This is a genomic window from Parafrankia sp. BMG5.11, assembly GCF_004337455.1.
On sequence record NZ_SJXI01000001.1, the window covers coordinates 1 to 17,284 of the forward strand.

Genomic DNA, 17,284 nt, shown 5'->3' on the forward strand with positions numbered 1-17,284 from the left:
TCGACTTCGCGCGGATCAAGCAAATCGCCAAGGCGCCTGTGCTGGTGGACCTGCGCAATATCTACCGCCCGGAAGACGTCCGCTCGGCCGGGTTCGCGTATTCGAGCATCGGGCGCGGCTAATCCAACCGCGCCGCGCGCCAACTAGGAATCAACCGAAGAGATTCTAGTCCTTTTGTGGTTGCGCTGGCGGAATAGATGCGTTGGCAGAAGCATCCTCACCCGGAAGGGCGCCGTCGCGCTCGCGCTCCAGCTTTTCCATGTACTGCTTCTCCAGGCTTTCCACCCGCGCCTGTTCGGCCGCGGCATCGGCATCGATGGTCGACAGGCGCTCCGCCCGAGCGGCGGCGATGAGTTCGGAAAAGCGCGCTTCGCTGCCATCGCGGCGGTCGGCGGCGGCGGCGTTGATCAGCTGCTGGGTGCAGCCGGTGAAGCCGCCCAGCCCAACCGGCGAGCACGACATGGTCCCGAATGCGCCGACCATGTCGAGCCGTTCCACCCGCCGTGCCCAGGCCATGTTGGCCGGATCATCGGAGAAACGCAGCGTTTCAGGAATGCGGTAGCGGTCGGCTTCAGGCAGGCGGGCGATGACCACGATCTCGTCACCCTGCGGCGGGGACACTTCATCGTCGCCGTATACGATCACCATGCGGACCTTGTCGCCTGCGGTGTCTTGCGCGGCGGCCGGGGCGGACAACGCCGCAAAGGCGAGGAGGGGAAGAGCGAGCTTGCGGATCATGGTGCTTGTCCTGGTTTGCTTGGCGCACAAATGGTTCAACCTGCACTGAACAGGTACTGAAGCGACCGGAGCCGCGGCGCGGTTCCTCAAATCCGTTCCGCCAGCCGGATCGCCACCCGGCAACCCAGCCGGATCGCGCCCGACAGCAATGGATACCCCGGCGCGCTCTCCGCCCCGGCCGCGATCGCGGCGGCGTGATGCTCCCGCTCGTCGTCGCGGAATTCGGCCACCATGGCGGTGAGTTCCGGATCGTCGCCGGCGCGTTCCAGTTCGTCGAGCTGGTCGGAATAGTGCTTGTCGATTTCCTCCTCGACCGCCGCGGTGCAGGCCATCGCCGCCTTGGGGCCGATCAGCGCGGTCGCGGCGCCGAGCGCGAACCCGGCGATCGACCAGAACGGCTGGAGCGCCGTCGGCCGCACCCCGCGCTCGATCATCATCGCATCGAAGCGCGCCTTGTGGACCGCTTCGGCCCGCGCCATCGCGGCGATCTCGCCCGCGTGAGGCGCGCGGTTGCCCATTACCGCCAGCTGCCCGGCATAGATGCGGGTGGCGCCGTATTCGCCGGCCTGGTCGACCCGGATCATCCGGTCGATGGAGGTTTCGGTCATGAGTCCTTCCGGCGCAGCAACAGCAGGATCGCTATTCCGGCAACGGTTGAGATCAGGAAATTCCACCCGGCTAGCGAAATTCCGGCGAGGCTCCATTGCACTTCATCGCAGCGGACTAGCGGCGCATTCATGATCGCTTCCAGCGGATCGCCGCCACCCAGGCTCGGCGTGCTGCAGGTCGTCAGCCCTTCCCACCAGCCGTATTCGACGCCCGCGTGAAACGCGCCGATCGCGCCCGTCACCAGAAGCGCCACCGCAGCGAGCGCGATCCACACCCGCCGGGGGGCAGCGACGGTCGACAGCAGGGCGAGCGCGATGGCGGCAAAGTGCGGATAGCGTTGCCACCAGCACATTTCGCACGGATGCAGGCCGAAGCCGTATTCGGACACGTACGCGCCGCCCAGCAGCAGCGCGGGCACGCCGAGCGCCAGCCGTTGAGCGAGCTTTTCTCGCGGTGTCAGCACCATCAGCGCTTCTTCGCGCCGGTCTGGGATGCGGCGTTCCGGGCGAGGGCCGCGGGCGAAGTGCGGCGCAGCGTGTCGAGCGCGTAGCTGAGCTGGAAGTCCTCGATCCCCTTGGCCTTCAGCTCTTCGGCGGTGGCCTGGAAGCGCGGATCGTCCTTGCGGTCCTTTTCCAGATCCTTGTCCTTCAGGGCGGCTTCGTTGACCAGGTGGCCGCGCAGGTCGGATTCGCGCAGGCGGAACTTCTCGCGCTTGGCGCGGTCGGGATCGCTGAGCTGCGGCACCGCGATGTCGGGATCGATCCCGCCCTCCTGCACCGAGTGGCCCTTGGGCGTGAAATAGCGCGCGGTGGTCAGCTTCAACGCGGCGGTCTGCCCCAGCGGCAGCAGCGTCTGCACGCTGCCCTTGCCGAAGCTGCGTTCGCCCATCACCACCGCCCGGCCGTGATCCTGCAGCGCGCCGGCGACGATCTCGCTGGCGGAGGCGGAGCCGGCATCGATCAGCACCACCACCGGAACCCCGGCGGCCATGTCGCCCTTGAACACGCTCTCGGCATCATAGACCAGCGATTCGCCCCGCGCGCGGCCGCGCTGGGAAACGATCTGCCCCTTGTCGAGGAACAGGTCGGACAGGGCGACCGCTTCGTCGAGCGAGCCGCCCGGGTTCTGCCGCAGGTCGAGCACCAGGCCAGCCAGGCTTCCGCCCGCATCGCGCTTCAGCTTCTGCCACTGGGCGAACACATCCGAACCGACATCGCGGCTGAATTCGTTGACCGAGATGTAGCCGATGTTGCCCGCTTCCAGCTTGCTGGTGACCGGTTCCAGGTCGATCGTGCCGCGGGTGACCGTGACATCGAACGGATCGTCGCTGCCCGGGCGGAAGATCGTCAGCCGGATCGAGGTGCCTGCCGGCCCGCGCATCTTGGCCACCGCATCGTCCAGTTCGCCGCCGACCACCAGCGTGCCGTCGAGGTGGGTGATATAATCGCCCGCCTTGATGCCCATCTTGTCCGCCGGGCTGCCCTTGAACGGCGAGACGACCTTCACCGCGCCGTCATCGAGCACGACCGACAGGCCGAGGCCCGAATAGTTGCCGTCGATCATCGTCTCCAGCCGCTGAAGATCGCCGCCATCGAGATAGGCGGAGTGCGGGTCGAGGCTGGCCAGCATGCCGTCGATCGCGCCGCGAATCAGCTTGTCGTCATCGACCGGCTCGACATAGCTCGCCTTGACCCGCTGGTAGACTGCGAACAGCTTGGCAAACTCCGGCCCGGTACGGCCATCGACCTGGGCGAGGCCAGCGGTGGTCGCCGGCAGCAGCGCGACGGCGCTGACCAGAGCGGCGGAGCGGACGAGAGCGGCAACCTTCATGGCGCGGGTGTTTCCTGAACGTGTGATCGGATAAGCGTTCTATCGCCTAGGCCGGGTGAATACCAGATGAGGGCGCGGCGCCCGACGACAAGCGTTGACGGTTCAGCGGACGAATTCCAGCGGATTGACCGGCTGGCTGCCGCGGCGCAGTTCGAACCCGATCACCGGACGCACCGGCGCGGCCACACCCAGCGGGGCGCCGGCGAGCACGTCCTCGCCCACCGTCACGTCTCTGCGGGCAAGGCCGGTTACCAGGCTGGTGAACCCGCCGGGATGCTCGATGATCACGATCCGGTCGAAGCCGCGGAACGGCCCCGCAAAGGCGACGCGGCCGGCCCCCGGCGCGACCACTTGCGCGCCTGGCGCGGGAGCCAGCGACAGCCCGTTCACCCCGGCGCCGCTGGCACCGGATTCGCCGAACCCTGCCACCGTGCGTCCGGCCACCGGCAGCTGGAAGGACGACGCCGGGCGCGTGGCCGGGCTGGAGACGGGCGCAGGCTCGATCACCGTGCTCGCACCGGGCCGCGGCGGGCGCAGCAGCGGCCCCGGCAATGCCGCGAGCTGGCGCCGCAATTCGCCGGCCTTGCCCAGGGTGCCGACCAGTCCGTCAAGGTCGCGCGCTTCCTCGGCCAGAGCCAGCGCGCGCTCGGCCTCGCGCGCGGCGGCCCCGCTGGCGGCGCGCAGCGCGAGTCGCTGGCGCGATTCGAGCGTCGCCAGCGCCTGTCGCCGTTGGGCCAGGGTGCGGCCCGACGCCTGCATCGCGGCCAGCGCAGACTGCGCCTCCCGTTCGATCTGTTGGCCGCGGGCCAGTTCGGCGCGCAGGGCGGCGGTGCGGCGGCGCACTTCGGGCAGGGTGCTTTCCAGCATCGCCCGCATGTACACCGTTTCGCGCAAGGACCCGGGCCGCAGCACCGCGACCGCCAGCGGCCGGCGGGCGAGTTTCTGCAAGCCCGCGGTCAGCCGGATCAGCGGTTCGCGCCGCTCGGCCAGCCGCTGGTCGAGCGCGGCGCGTTCATTCCGGGCCAACGCCATGCGCGCATCGGCGGCGGCGATGCCGGCTTCGGCTTCCTGGATCCGCGCGGCCAGCGCGGCGGCCTCGCGCGCGGTCTTGTCGGCGGAGGCGCGCACGCCCGCTGCCTCCACTTCCAGCCGGCTCGCCCGCCCCGCGGCCGCGCGCGCCTGGGCTTGCGCCCGCACCAGTGCGGCGCGAGTATCCGCGACACTCCCGTAATACGCACCCTGCTGCGCGCCGACCGAATAGGCCCCGCCCGCCAGCGCGGCGATGGCGAGCAGGACAGGCAAGGCACGGCGCGGTGTCACGGCCCCGCTCTTAGCGCGTGTCGCCGCTGCGATGATAGGGATGGCCGGCGAGGATGGTGGTGGCGCGGTACAGCTGTTCGGCCAGCATCGCGCGGGCGAGCAGGTGCGGCCAGGTCATCGCCCCGAATGCCAGCAGCAGGTCGGCGCGCTGGCGTTCCTGGTGCGAGTGCCCGTCCGCCGCGCCCAGCACGAACCGGGCTTCGCGGACCCCTTCGTCGCGCCAGCGGCCCAGGATGGCGGCGAAATCATCCGACGTCAGATGCTTGCCGCGCTCGTCGAGCAGCACGGTGCGGGTGGGGGTCAGCGGATCGGGCGACTTGCCGCCGGTTTCGGGCAGTTCGCTATGCTTGAACGGCCACGCGATGCGCTTCTCGTACCGCGCGACCAACTCCGCTTCGGGCGAGCGGCCGATCTTTCCCCGAGCGATGATGTGCAACAGCATGGAAGTTGCCGATTACGGCCTGCGACCGCCCGGCCGCAAGCCGCTCGCTGCGGGATCAGGCGGCGCCGGTCTTCTCGTCGCCGAAGCCCCACATGCGTTCGAGGTTGTAGAAGCTGCGCACTTCGGGACGGAACAGGTGAACGATCACGTCGCCCGCGTCGATCAATACCCAGTCGGCGGCCGGCAGGCCTTCGACCCGGGCGTTGCCGAAGCCGCCCTGCTTGATCTTTTCAGCGAGCTTCTGCGCCATCGCCGCGACCTGACGTGTCGACCGGCCCGAGGCGATGATCATGTGATCGGCAATGCTCGACTTGCCGGCGAGCGGAATCGCCACGAGATCCTGCGCCTGATCGTCGTCGAGCTGGCTCAGCACGAGTTCGAGCAGGCGGTCGCCTGCCCCGCCCGATGAGGAGGTGTCAGCTTGAGCCATGCGGCCCGGACTTGCGCCGGCAGCTGCCGACAGCGGTTGCGCCTGATGCATAGGCGGTGATCGTGCTCCCGTGATGAAGGGCGAAGTGCATGAAGGAACCAACGCGCATCATCGCGCGGAAGTTTCCCTGGCGGCCGAAATGGTACGTGCGCAGCGATCGCGCAAGGCGGCTTGCAAAGCCCTGACAGCGGGTTCGAGTTGCCGATATGCCAGGGCCGGTGCGCTCCATTCGCCCAGGTCGAAAACCGGCGACCTACCGGGCCGCGGCGAGGCTCGTCGCGGCGCAGGGAGCATAGCCTGTGCCGGCGCGCGCTGCAATCGCGCTGTCGGGCAGCGTCAGCGCGGTTGCGCAAGGCCGCCCGGCGAGGCGGGCCTTTATCTCGGACATGAAGGGCTGGCGCAGACGCTTACCTGGTATCTCACCAACGAAGCCTGGTGGCGGCCGCTGCTTAACCGATAAGCCGGCCGGTGACGCCGTCGCGCGGCCGGGCCGACGCATAGCGGTCCGCCCACGCCGGGTCGGCCTGGCGGATCGCGCTGGCGGAAATCGTGTCGGGATCGAACGCGATCCACGCGAGCGCCGGCGCCGGCGCTGCGGCCAGCCGGTGAGCCGGCACCCGGTCACGCCGCAGCCACGCCATCGCCGGCCCCTCGAACGCAGCCGCGCCGTAGCCGGGACGCGCGAATACCACGATCGGCATGGTGCGCGCGATCTCGCGCCAGTGTCTCCACCGGTGGAACTGCGCGAGGTTGTCCGCTCCCATGATCCACACGAACCGCCGGCGCGGATAGCGGCGGGTCAGCGCGCGCAAGGTGTCGACCGTAAAGCGCGTGCCGAGCTGACGCTCGATCGCGGTCACCCGGATCGGCGCGCGCCGCGCCGCCGCCCGCGCCGAGGCGACCCGCGCCTTGAGGGGGGCCATCCCGGCGGCGGGCTTGAGCGGATTTCCGGGCGACACCAACCACCACACCTCGTCCAGCGCCAGCGCGTCGATGGCGGCGAGGCTGATCCGCCGATGCGCCCGGTGCGCGGGGTTGAAGCTGCCCCCGAGAAGGCCGGTCGCGGCCCTGCCCTGGCGCATCCTCAGGTGGGCTGGCGGCGCGGCGACACCTTTTCGTCGCGGTAGCTGCCCTGGCGGGCGAGCATCCAGCCGGGGTACTCGCGCGGCAGGCGGCTGAGCTTTTCGAGCTGCTTCAGCTCGTCGGCGGTGAACTCGACGTCGCACGCGCCGATGTTGTCGGCCAGCTGGTCGGCCCGCTTGGCGCCGACGATCACAGTGGAGACCGCCGGCTGATAGAGCAGCCAGCTGAGCGCCAGCTGCGCCACCGTCTTGCCCTTGGCGTCCGCCATCGCGCGCAAGGCGTCGATCACGTCCCAAGCGCGGTCGGTATCGACGACCGGGAAGTCGAATACTGCCCGGCGGCCCTCCCCTTCGCTCTTGTCGTCATCTCCCCGGGTATACTTGCCCGACAGCAGCCCGCCGGCGAGCGGCGACCAGACCATCAGGCCGACGCCTTCGGACTGCAGCATCGGCACGATCTCCCGCTCCAGGTCGCGGCCGGCGATGGTATAGTACGCCTGCAGCGAGGCGAACCGCTCCAGCCCCAGCCGCTCGCTGATCCCCAGCGCCTTCATGATCTGCCACGCGGCCCAGTTCGACACGCCGATATAGCGCGCACGGCCGGTGCGCACGATGTCATCCAGCGCCCGCAGCGCCTCCTCCATCGGGGTTTGCGAATCCCACCCGTGAATCTGGTAAAGGTCGACGTGGTCGGTCCCCAGCCGCTCCAGGCTGGCGTCGATCTGGTGCAGCAGGTGATAGCGGCTGGTGCCTGCGTCGTTGGGTCCTTCGCCCATCGAACCCATCGCCTTGGTCGCGATCACCACGTCGGACCGCTTGACGCCCAGATCCTTGAGCGCCCCGCCGACGAACCGTTCCGACTGCCCGCGGGTATAGACGTTGGCGGTGTCGATGAAGTTGATCCCGGCATCGAGCGACTGCTTGACCAGCGCGGTGGAGGCGTCCTGATCGAGCCCGGCGATCGCAGCGAACATGCCCGGGTCGGTGCCGAAGGTCATCGCGCCGAGGCACAGTTCCGACACGATCAGGCCGGTGGATCCAAGTCGGTTGTAGCGCATCGGTGCTCTCCTGTTTGCTCGGCCGGTCAGCCGCGTATCTGTCCGTCGCCGCGGACCAGCCATTTGTAGGTCGTCAGCCCTTCCAGCGCGACCGGGCCGCGGGCGTGGAGCCGCCCCGTGGCGATGCCGATCTCCGCGCCCAGACCGAATTCGCCCCCATCGGCGAACTGCGACGAGGCGTTGTGCATCACGATCGCCGAATCGACCTGGGTCAGGAAACGTTCCGCCATGGCCGCGTCTTCGGTGACAATGGCATCGGTATGATGCGATCCGTGCGCCGCGATGTGCGCCATGGCGTCATCGGGGCCGTCGACCACCGCCACCGACAGCACAGCGTCGAGGTATTCGGTGTCCCAGTCTTCGGGCGCGGCCGGCGCGATGCGCGGGTCGATGGCCTGGGCCCGGGCGTCTCCGCGCAGTGCGCAGCCCGCGTCGATCAGGGCGCCGAGCAGCGCGGGCGTATCGGGGTAAGCGGCATCGACCAGCAGCGTCTCCATCGCCCCGCAGATGCCGGTGCGGCGCAGCTTGGCGTCAAGCGCGATGCTGCGCGCCTTCGCCGGATCGGCGGCGGCGTGGACATAGGTGTGGCACAGCCCGTCGAGATGCGCGAGCACCGGCACCCGCGCATCGGCCTGGACCCGCGCCACCAGGCTCTTGCCGCCGCGCGGCACGATCATGTCGATCAGCCCGGCGGCCGCCAGCATCGCGCCCACCGCCGCGCGGTCCTGTGTCGGCACCAGCTGCACTGCCTCAGCCGGCACCCCAGCGCTCGCCAGCCCGCGCACGAACGCGGCGTGCAGGGCGCGGTTGGAGCGCGCCGCCTCGCTGCCCCCGCGCAGCAGCACCGCGTTGCCCGCGCGCACGCACAGCGCGGCGGCGTCCACGGTCACGTTGGGGCGGCTTTCGTAGACGATCCCGATCAGCCCGATCGGAATGCGCACCCGTTCCAGCACCAGCCCATTGGGCCGGGTGTCGCGCGAGATCACCTCCCCCAACGGTGACGGCAGCGCGGCGACCGTCTCGACCGCGTCCGCGATCGCCGTGAGCCGCCCAGGATCGAGCCGCAGCCGGTCCAGCAGAGCCGCGGTCAGTCCGGCAGCCTCGCCGGCGGCGCAGTCCTCGGCATTGGCGGCGAGGATCTCGGCCTCATCCTGCCGCAGCGCGGCCGCCGCCGCCGCCAGCGCAGCGGCACGCGCGCTGTCGTCGAGCCCGGCAAGCGCTGATTGCGCCACGCGTCCGCCATGCGCCAGCGCTGCCACCAGGGCATCGCACGACAGCGAAGGAGCGGCGTCAGCCATGGCGCGCAGCTAGCAGGCGGGCGGCGTGCTGTCAGGCGGCAAATTGGCTGTTGCTCGTCGGCAAAAAGGGGCGGCGCAACAATGGATAGTGAGTTTGGTTCCCGCTCACGGAGGGATAAATTTCGGCGAATGAGTCCGTTGGTCGCACGACTCACCCGTTCCGCCCCGACTCCGGCAGTCTCGATTCGACGCTGGATGAATCCTTGGGTAGCGGCCCCGTCGGGATAAGAACGGGACATAGGGGTCGTACCTCACATGAATTTTGTCGCCGGCGGCGCTTTGACCCGCCTGCGCGCCTGGTTTCCCGACCGCGAGTTCATCATGCGGTCGCAGGGACAGGTTCGCTTTATCAAGATCACTGCCCGCGGGCAGATGATCGCCGCCAGTATTGTGCTGGCTGCACTGCTGGCCTGGGGCCTGTCGCTGGCCGTGATGGGCTGGCTGCAATACCATGCCGCCGCCGACCGGCTGTCGCTGCTGGAGCGCGAGGCCACCGTCGCCCAGGCGGAGGAGCGCGTCGGTGCGTACCGCCAGGACATCGGCGCCGTCGCCAGCGATCTGGAAAAACGCCAGGCTTTCATCGAGGAGATGGTCGATTCGCTGCCCGCTGATGCGCGCGACGGCGAAACGGTGACCGATTCCGCCGGCGAGGCGGACAAGACCGTCGCCAAGGTGAGCGCGCTCATTCCCGAAGCGGGCGCCCTCGCTCGGATCGAAGCGCGCCAGCTCGCCTTCGTGGAGCGCCTGACCCGTTACGCCGACCGCCGCGCGGAACGCACCTCGCGCGCGATCCGGCAACTGGGGCTTGACCCCAATGCCATGGTTCGCGCCGCCGGACGCTCCGCGATGGGTGGTCCGCTGCAGCGGCTGTCGACCAGCAGCGACGGGTCGATCGATCCGCGGTTCCAGCGGCTGGGCGCCAGCCTTGCCCGCATGGAGGCGCTCGACCGCAGCCTGGCGGGAATCCCGCAGTACCGGCCCGCCAATGTCGAGATGCTCACCTCCAGCTATGGCATGCGGCGCGATCCGTTCACCGGCGAGGCGGCGATGCACTCCGGCCTCGATTTCCGCGGCCCGCTGGGCGCGCCGATCTATGCCGCGGCCAAGGGCCGGGTCAGCTTCGTCGGCCAGAAACAGGGCTATGGTAACGTGGTCGAGATCGCCCACGGTAACGGCATGGTCACGCGTTATGCCCACATGTCCGCCTTTCGCTCGCGCGTGGGGCAGGATGTTTCTCCCGGCGACGTGATCGGCGCGATCGGTTCGACCGGCCGCTCGACCGGTCCCCACCTGCATTTCGAAGTGCGTGTCAACGACCGCGCGGTGAACCCGCGCCCCTTCCTGGAGGCAGCGCCCCATGTTCTCAAAGAAGCCCGACGAGTACAATCCGACGAGCCAGCCCGTGGCTAGACCGGCCAGCGGATCGACCTTCTCGATCATCGGCAGCGATGTGGTGATCAAGGGCGATGTGACCGCCAGTGTGGACCTTCACGTCGATGGCCGGATCGAAGGCGACATCCAGTGCGCGTCGCTGGTGCAGGGTGAAGGCAGCCACATCGAAGGCGGCATCACCGCCGAGACGGCGCGGCTGGCCGGCACCGTCAGCGGTTCGATCACCGCGCGCGAACTGGTCGTGCTGCGATCGGCCCGGATCAACGGCGACGTGCATTACGACGCGCTGACCATCGAGCAGGGCGCCGAAGTGGAAGGCCGATTCGCTCACCGGGTGCCAGCCAAGGCCGTAAAGGCCGACGATGGTAGCGCGCCGACGCTGACGCTGGCGAGCTAGGCCGATACCTCGGCCCTGAGCGCCTTGCGATCGAGCTTGCCGATCATCGTCTTGGGCAGTTCGTCGCGGATCACCACGCTGCTGACCCGCTCGTGCTTGCCGACGCGGGCATTGAGCCATGTGGCCAGCTCCTCCGGCTCAGCAACCGCGTCATCGGCCAGCGTCACGTAGGCGCGCGGCATCTCGCCCAGGTACGCATCGGGCAGGCCGAGCACGAGCGCTTCCTTGACGGCCGGATGCTGCAGCAAAACCGCCTCGACCTGGCTTGGGAAGACCTTGAACCCGCCGACCGCGATCATGTCCTTGATCCGGTCGACGATCGTGATGAAGCCGTCCGCGTCGATCACCGCGACATCTCCGGTGCGCAGCCAGCGGACACCGTCGATTTCCGCAAAGGCGGCGGCAGCGGCTTCCGGCCTGTTCCAGTACCCTTGCATGATCTGCGGTCCGGCGACGACGAGTTCACCCGGCTCGCCGGCGGGGGCGCTGCGGGTGGGGTCTTCCTTGTCGAGCAGCCGCACGCGGGTGTGCGGCAGCACCTGGCCGATGGTGCCGGCCCGGCGCTCGCCTTCATACGGGTTGGTGGACACCACGCCCGAGCTTTCGGTCAGGCCATAGCCTTCGACCAGCCGGGATCCGGTCGCCGCCTCCCATTTCTCGTGTACCGGCGCCGGCAAGGGCGCCCCGCCCGAGATGCACACACGGAGGGAGGAGAAGTCGGTCCTGCCGATCGCCGGATCGTCCAGCAGCGCCTGGTACATCGTCGGCACCCCCGGAAACGCATTGGCGCTGGTGCGGCCGAGCGTCTTGAGCGCCTGCCCCGGGACGAAGCGCGGCAGCATCGCGATGCATCCGCCATTCAGGATCGTGCGATTGAGCACGCAGGTGTTGGCGAACACGTGGAACAGCGGCAGCACGCCCAGGATCGTGTCGCGCTCCTCGAACGGATCGATCGCGATCACCTGCTGCGCGTTAGCTGCGAGGTTGGCGTGCGTCAGCATCGCGCCCTTGGGCCGCCCGGTGGTGCCGCCGGTGTATTGCAGCAAGGCAAGGTCGGTGGGCGCGACAGGGGGCAGATTGCCGGTCGCCGGGCGGAGCATCGCTGCCCAAAGCAGCACGTCGGCACGGTCTGGAACGGTCGCCAGACTCTTGCGGCCGAGCAGCTTAAGCGCGATCCGTTTGGGCCACGGCAGCATCGCTCCGAGCGAGCCGACCACGAGCGTTTCCAGCGCAGACCCGTCCAGCACCTTGAGCGCGGTGGGCAGCAGGCTTGCGACATCGACGGTCACCAGCAGCCGCGTGCCTGAATCGGCCACCTGATGCGCTAGCTCGTCCGCGCTGTAGAGCGGCGAGAAATTGACCACCACCGCGCCCGCCAGCATCGCGCCATAATACGCCGACAGGTAGATCGGCACGTTGGGCAGGAACAGCCCCACGCGGTCGCCCTTGCCGATGCCGCGCGCGGTCAGGCCGGCGGCGAAGCGCCGCGCCTCGTCCAAGACCTGCGCATAGGAATAGACCCGGCCCACGAAGTCGATCGCCGGCGTATCCGGTGCCGCCGCCGCGCTGCGTTCCAGCAGCTGCGGGACGGTCAGTTCGGAGAGCGGCGTGTCCCACGCGCATGGGTGACGATACTGCCCGGGCGCAGGATGGTCGGCCGGGGAATGATCGGGCGCGCCGTTGCTGACATCCATGTCAGCGTGGATGGGGCAAGCGCGCCCGATTGGCAAGCAGGGCCCCGGGGAGCCCGGCGGTTACTCGGCGCCCGCCTCCGTGGCGCGCTTGGCTTCGAGCCAGGCGGCGGCTTCGGCTTCCTGCGCGGCTTCGGCAGCCAACTTGGTGTTGGTGTCGCGTTCGGCGCGCAGTTCCTCGATCAGCGCATCGCGGTCGCTGCCAAAGCGCGCGTCGCGGGTGGTCGCGTCTTCCTCGAGTCCGGCCTTCTTGGCCGCCTTGGCGACCGTCGCGTCGAGTTCGCGCTGCGAACACAGGCCCAGCGTCACCGGATCCTTCGGCTGGATGTTCGAGATGTTCCAGTGCGACCGCTCGCGAATCGCGGTGATCGTATTGCGGGTGGTGCCGATCAGCTTGGAGATCTGCGCATCCGACACCTCGGGGTGGTTCTTGATGATCCAGGCGATGCCGTCGGGCTTGTCCTGCCGCTTGGACACCGGAGTATACCGCGGTCCCTTGGTGCGGCTGACGGCGATCGGCGCCTTGTGCATCTTGAGGCGGTAGTCGGTGTCGGCCTGCCCCTTTTCGATCTCTTCGTTGGTCAGCTCGCCCGCATGGACCGGGTCGCGGCCGGTGTACTTCGAACCGGCGAGATCGTCCGCCATCGCCTGAACTTCGAGGATGTGCAGCCCGCAGAACTGGGCGATCTGTTCGAACGAGAGCGCGGTGTTGTCGACCAGCCAGGTGGCGGTGGCATGGGGCATCAGCGGAGTGGGTTGGTCGGCCATGTGCGGGTCCTGAAATAAAAGGGCCGCCCCTCGCGGGGCGGCCATGTGGGGACCGATCTAGGCGATGCCGCTGCTCTCCGCAAGCTTTAGGCGGCGCGCGTCATCTCCCTGCCCGGCCGCTCCGCGCGGGCGGGCCGCAAGGCGCGCACCATCACCTCCGCCAGCGTTTCCCGCTTCGCGCCGCCGACGATGGTCGCGGGGGTATTGCCGACCGGTCCTTTTGCCCAATCCTGCAGCATCGCACGTCTCCTGCTCATCTCCCCCGCCGCGATACCGCCCGGATCGGACAGTTGTGCGACAAGATGGCAGTTGCGCGTCAGCCGCCCGCCACCTCCAGCACGATCTTGCCGATGTGATCGCCGCCCTCCATTCGCGCATGGGCCGCGGCAGCTTCGGTCAGCGGGAAGGTCTGGTCCATCACCGGGCGGATGGTGCCGTCCGCCACCAGCGGCCAGGCGGTGCGGGCGATCTCGTCGGCCAGCAGCGCCTTGAACGCGTCGGGCCGGGCGCGCAGGGTGGAGCCGGTCAGCGTCAGGCGCTTGCTCATCACCTGCGCCATGTTGATCGTCGCTTGCAAGCCGCCGAGCACCGCGATCGTGACGTGCCGGCCCTCCTCCGCCAGGCAGGCGAGGTTGCGCGGCACGTAGTCGCCCGACACCATGTCGAGCACCACGTTGACCCCCTTGCCGCCGGTGAAGGTCTTCACCTCGGCGACGAAATCCTCCTCGCGGTAATTGATCGCGCGGTCGGCGCCGAGCGCCAGCGCCGCATCGCACTTCCCGCTCGATCCGGCGGTGGTGATCACCGTCAGCCCGAACGCCTTGGCGAGCTGGATCGCCATCGTGCCGATCCCGCTGGTGCCGCCGTGGACCAGCAAAGTCTCGCCCTCGCAGGCATAGCCGCGTTCGAACACGTTGTGCCACACGGTGAACAGCGTTTCCGGCAGCGCGGCGGCCTCGGCCAGCGACACCTTCTCGGGCACGGGCAGGCAGTGGGCGAAATTCGCCACGCAGTATTCGGCATAACCCCCGCCCGAGACCAGCGCGCACACTTTCTGGCCCAGCCATTCGCGGCCCACGTTCGGCCCGATGGCGGCGATCTCCCCGGCGATCTCCAGCCCCGGTATGGGCGAGGCGCCGGGCGGTGGGGGGTAGAAGCCTTGCCGCTGGATCACATCGGGCCGGTTGACCCCGGCAAAGGCGACCCGGATCAGCACCTGGTCGGGCCCCGGCTGCGGCACGGGGAGCTCCTCGGCACGGAACACGTCCGGCCCGCCGGGCGCGTCGAAGCCCATCGCGGTCATCGTCTGCGGCATCCCTGCGGCCATGCTTGCCCCCCTGTTGCGCGAAAGCTGTTGCGTGAAAGCGACATCACCTTGCAGCGGCTGTGCGCGTAGCCTTGCCGCCCATTGACAGCAAGCGCGCCGCGGCGCGATGCTGCGCGGGTGATGGACGCAGACGACCGTCCCCGGCCGAAAGGCGATGCGGCGAGCCTCCTCGCGAAGGAGGACCTGGCGCCTTCCTCGCTTGACGAGCTGGCCGAGCGGATCGAGCTGCTGGAGGCGGAAATCGCGCGGATCCGCGCACACCGCGACAGGGCGGCCGCTCACCGCAGCGCCGCCGACGCCTTGTTCGGATCGCCGAAAACGTGATCCAGCCGGACCTCGAAACCGCGCGGGGCCGTTCCTATATCGCGGACAGGCGCTTCCCCGGCGCACCGTGCGGCGCGAACCACCGTCCAAGGCGTAAAAGCGCCGTTAACCATCACCGCTCATACTTCCTCGCCCAGCCTGGCTAGCGAGTCCCAAGCGAAAGAACCCGAATGCCCAGTTTCGCCCAGAACCTCGAAAAGACCCTCCACGCCGCCCTGGCCGGCGCGGCGGAGCGGCATCACGAATACGCGACGCTCGAGCACCTGTTGCTCGCGCTGATCGACGACGAGGACGCCGCGCAGGTGATGGCCGCGTGCGGGGTCGATGTCGCCGAACTGAGCGACGTGGTGCGCCGCTATCTCGACGAGGAATATCAGAAGCTGGAAACCGCCGACGATGGCGATCCCCAGCCCACCGCCGGGTTCCAGCGGGTCATTCAGCGCGCGATCCTTCACGTCCAGTCGTCGGGCAAGGATACCGTCACCGGCGCCAACGTGCTGGTCGCGCTGTTTTCCGAACGCGACAGCTACGCGGTCTATTTCCTCCAGCAGCAGGACATGAGCCGGCTCGACGCGGTTAGCTTCATCAGCCACGGCATCGGGAAGGGGGGCAAGCAGGCCGACGGAAAGCCGCCGCAGGGGTCGGGCGCGGGCGAAAGCCCGGCGGCGGACAAGGCCGAGGCGAAGGGCAAGGAAGGCTCCGCGCTCGACCAGTTCACCGTCAATCTCAACGAAAAGGCCAAGAACGGGAAGGTCGATCCGCTGATCGGTCGCGGGCCGGAGGTCGACCGCACGGTGCAGATCCTCTGCCGCCGGTCGAAGAACAACCCGCTCTATGTGGGCGATCCCGGCGTCGGCAAGACCGCCATCGCCGAAGGGCTGGCGCGCAAGATCGTCGAGGGTCAGGTGCCCGAGGTGCTGGCCGAAGCGGTCATCTACAGCCTCGACATGGGCGCGCTGCTCGCTGGCACCCGCTATCGCGGCGATTTCGAGGAGCGGCTGAAGCAGGTCGTCAATGAACTGGAAAAGATGCCGCACGCGGTGCTGTTCATCGACGAGATCCACACGGTGATCGGCGCCGGCGCCACCAGCGGCGGGGCGATGGACGCGTCCAACCTGTTGAAGCCGGCGCTGAGCGGCGGGACGATCCGCTGCATCGGTTCGACCACTTACAAGGAGTTCCGCAACCACTTCGAAAAGGATCGCGCGCTGTTGCGCCGGTTCCAAAAGATCGACGTGAACGAGCCGACGGTGGAAGACACGGTCAAGATCCTGAAAGGCCTGCGCAGCGCGTTCGAGGAGCACCACAAGGTCGTCTACACCCCCGACGCGATCAAGACCGCGGTCGAGCTGTCGGCGCGGTACATCAACGACCGCAAGCTGCCCGACAAGGCGATCGACGTGATCGACGAAGTGGGCGCGATGCAGATGCTGGTGCCGCCGTCGAAGCGGAAGAAGAAGATCACCGCGCGCGAGATCGAGCAGGTCATCGCGACGATGGCGCGCATCCCGCCCAAGAGCGTGTCGAGCGACGACAAGAAGGCGTTGGAGCATCTGGAGCGCGACCTGAAGCAGGTCGTCTATGGCCAGGACGCCGCGGTGAAGAAGCTGTCGACCGCGATGAAGCTGTCCCGCGCGGGCCTGCGCGATCCGGACAAGCCGATCGGCTCGTTCCTGTTCTCAGGTCCCACCGGCGTCGGCAAAACCGAGGTCGCGCGCCAGCTTGCCAGTATCATGGGCATCCCGCTGCAGCGGTTCGACATGTCGGAATACATGGAGCGCCACAGCGTCAGCCGCCTGATCGGCGCGCCTCCGGGCTATGTCGGCTACGATCAGGGTGGCCTGCTGACCGACGCGGTCGACCAGCAGCCGCACAGCATCCTGCTGCTGGACGAGATCGAGAAGGCGCACCCCGACCTGTTCAACATCCTGTTGCAGGTGATGGATAACGGCCGCCTGACCGATCACCACGGCAAGACGGTCGATTTCCGCAACGTGGTGCTGATCATGACCACCAATGCCGGCGCGTCCGACATGGCGCGTCAGGGCATCGGGTTCGGCGATGTCAGCAAGGAAGACGCGCAGGAAGACGCGGTGAAGAAGATGTTCTCGCCCGAATTCCGCAACCGCCTCGATGCGATCGTGCCGTTCACTTATCTCGGCCGCGAGACGGTGGCGCGGGTCGTGGACAAGTTCATCCTCCAGCTGGAGCTGCAGCTGGCCGACCAGAACGTCCACATCCAGTTCGACAGCGATGCGCGCGCATGGCTGGCCGACAAGGGGTACGACAAGCTCTACGGTGCTCGCCCGATGGCGCGCCTGATCCAGGAGAAGATCAAGCAGCCGCTCGCCGAAGAACTGCTGTTCGGCAAGCTGTCGGATGGCGGCGAGGTGCACGTGAGCCTGAAGGACAACCAGCCGGCGTTCGAACTCACGCCCGCCCCGCCCAAGGCCAAGCCCGCAAAGGCGAAACCCGGCAAGGGCAATCCCACCGCCAAGGACAAGCCCGCTGACGAGACCAGCGACAGCGAAGAGGCCGGCGAGAACAACTGATCCCGCATGACGCCGGTCGGCTGAGG

General features: G+C 68.5%; 18 protein-coding genes. 4 read left to right on the forward strand and 14 right to left on the reverse strand.

The window, feature by feature from the left end; all coding sequences use genetic code 11:
• Positions 1–165: 165 nt before the first annotated feature.
• The 10 genes from E0504_RS00005 to E0504_RS00050 all read right to left on the reverse strand — a co-directional run bounded on the left by E0504_RS00005 (position 166) and on the right by E0504_RS00050 (position 8,807).
• On the reverse strand, positions 166–738 hold the full coding sequence (locus E0504_RS00005) for a hypothetical protein (protein WP_131620704.1): 573 nt from the start codon (positions 736–738) through the stop codon (positions 166–168).
• Between the two features lie 86 nt (positions 739–824).
• Positions 825–1,346, reverse strand: coding sequence for a demethoxyubiquinone hydroxylase family protein (locus tag E0504_RS00010; RefSeq protein ID WP_131620706.1), 522 nt, complete (start codon positions 1,344–1,346; stop codon positions 825–827).
• The gene (locus E0504_RS00015) at positions 1,343–1,813 is read right to left on the reverse strand and encodes a disulfide bond formation protein B (RefSeq protein ID WP_131620708.1); all 471 of its coding nucleotides are present in this window, start codon (positions 1,811–1,813) and stop codon (positions 1,343–1,345) included. The genes E0504_RS00010 and E0504_RS00015 overlap by 4 nt, the downstream gene beginning before the upstream one ends.
• Complete coding sequence (locus E0504_RS00020) at positions 1,813–3,177, reverse strand: S41 family peptidase (protein WP_131620710.1); 1,365 nt, start codon at positions 3,175–3,177, stop codon at positions 1,813–1,815. The genes E0504_RS00015 and E0504_RS00020 overlap by 1 nt, the downstream gene beginning before the upstream one ends.
• Positions 3,178–3,279: 102 nt before the next feature.
• A complete protein-coding gene (locus E0504_RS00025; RefSeq protein ID WP_207912024.1) occupies positions 3,280–4,497 on the reverse strand; it encodes a murein hydrolase activator EnvC in 1,218 nt (405 codons plus the stop codon).
• Between the two features lie 10 nt (positions 4,498–4,507).
• Positions 4,508–4,939 carry a 23S rRNA (pseudouridine(1915)-N(3))-methyltransferase RlmH gene (locus E0504_RS00030; protein ID WP_131620714.1) on the reverse strand — a complete coding sequence of 144 codons (432 nt, stop codon included), beginning with the start codon at positions 4,937–4,939 and terminating at the stop codon, positions 4,508–4,510.
• A 55-nt stretch (positions 4,940–4,994) separates the two neighbouring features.
• Positions 4,995–5,420 carry a ribosome silencing factor gene (gene rsfS, locus E0504_RS00035; protein WP_243657373.1) on the reverse strand — a complete coding sequence of 142 codons (426 nt, stop codon included), beginning with the start codon at positions 5,418–5,420 and terminating at the stop codon, positions 4,995–4,997.
• Between the two features lie 398 nt (positions 5,421–5,818).
• On the reverse strand, positions 5,819–6,451 hold the full coding sequence (locus tag E0504_RS00040; protein WP_131620716.1) for a nicotinate-nucleotide adenylyltransferase: 633 nt from the start codon (positions 6,449–6,451) through the stop codon (positions 5,819–5,821).
• 2 nt (positions 6,452–6,453) lie between these two features.
• A complete protein-coding gene (locus tag E0504_RS00045; protein ID WP_131620718.1) occupies positions 6,454–7,509 on the reverse strand; it encodes an aldo/keto reductase in 1,056 nt (351 codons plus the stop codon).
• A 26-nt stretch (positions 7,510–7,535) separates the two neighbouring features.
• Positions 7,536–8,807: a glutamate-5-semialdehyde dehydrogenase gene (locus E0504_RS00050; RefSeq protein ID WP_131620720.1), complete on the reverse strand. Its 1,272-nt coding sequence runs from the start codon at positions 8,805–8,807 to the stop codon at positions 7,536–7,538.
• A 255-nt stretch (positions 8,808–9,062) separates the two neighbouring features.
• Between E0504_RS00050 and E0504_RS00055 the strand changes: the two genes are divergently transcribed.
• Together E0504_RS00055 and E0504_RS00060 are read left to right on the forward strand one after the other, a co-directional pair.
• The gene (locus E0504_RS00055) at positions 9,063–10,217 is read left to right on the forward strand and encodes a M23 family metallopeptidase (protein ID WP_131620722.1); all 1,155 of its coding nucleotides are present in this window, start codon (positions 9,063–9,065) and stop codon (positions 10,215–10,217) included.
• A complete protein-coding gene (locus E0504_RS00060) occupies positions 10,165–10,596 on the forward strand; it encodes a polymer-forming cytoskeletal protein (protein WP_131620724.1) in 432 nt (143 codons plus the stop codon). The genes E0504_RS00055 and E0504_RS00060 overlap by 53 nt, the downstream gene beginning before the upstream one ends.
• On the opposite strand, the gene E0504_RS00065 is transcribed toward E0504_RS00060, so the two are convergent.
• The 4 genes from E0504_RS00065 to E0504_RS00075 all read right to left on the reverse strand — a co-directional run bounded on the left by E0504_RS00065 (position 10,593) and on the right by E0504_RS00075 (position 14,382).
• A complete protein-coding gene (locus E0504_RS00065) occupies positions 10,593–12,290 on the reverse strand; it encodes a long-chain fatty acid--CoA ligase (protein ID WP_131620726.1) in 1,698 nt (565 codons plus the stop codon). The genes E0504_RS00060 and E0504_RS00065 overlap by 4 nt on opposite strands.
• Positions 12,291–12,350: 60 nt before the next feature.
• Positions 12,351–13,055, reverse strand: a complete 705-nt coding sequence (locus E0504_RS00070; RefSeq protein WP_131620728.1) for a DUF1013 domain-containing protein — start codon at positions 13,053–13,055, stop codon at positions 12,351–12,353.
• 86 nt (positions 13,056–13,141) lie between these two features.
• Positions 13,142–13,294 carry a hypothetical protein gene (locus E0504_RS50140; RefSeq protein ID WP_165938355.1) on the reverse strand — a complete coding sequence of 51 codons (153 nt, stop codon included), beginning with the start codon at positions 13,292–13,294 and terminating at the stop codon, positions 13,142–13,144.
• A 77-nt stretch (positions 13,295–13,371) separates the two neighbouring features.
• A complete protein-coding gene (locus tag E0504_RS00075; RefSeq protein WP_131620730.1) occupies positions 13,372–14,382 on the reverse strand; it encodes an NAD(P)H-quinone oxidoreductase in 1,011 nt (336 codons plus the stop codon).
• Positions 14,383–14,502: 120 nt separating this feature from the next.
• Between E0504_RS00075 and E0504_RS00080 the strand changes: the two genes are divergently transcribed.
• Both E0504_RS00080 and clpA read left to right on the forward strand, forming a co-directional pair.
• Positions 14,503–14,706, forward strand: coding sequence for a DUF1192 family protein (locus tag E0504_RS00080; RefSeq protein ID WP_131620732.1), 204 nt, complete (start codon positions 14,503–14,505; stop codon positions 14,704–14,706).
• A 170-nt stretch (positions 14,707–14,876) separates the two neighbouring features.
• On the forward strand, positions 14,877–17,258 hold the full coding sequence (clpA, locus tag E0504_RS00085) for an ATP-dependent Clp protease ATP-binding subunit ClpA (RefSeq protein ID WP_131620734.1): 2,382 nt from the start codon (positions 14,877–14,879) through the stop codon (positions 17,256–17,258).
• The last annotated feature ends 26 nt before the right edge of the window (positions 17,259–17,284 follow it).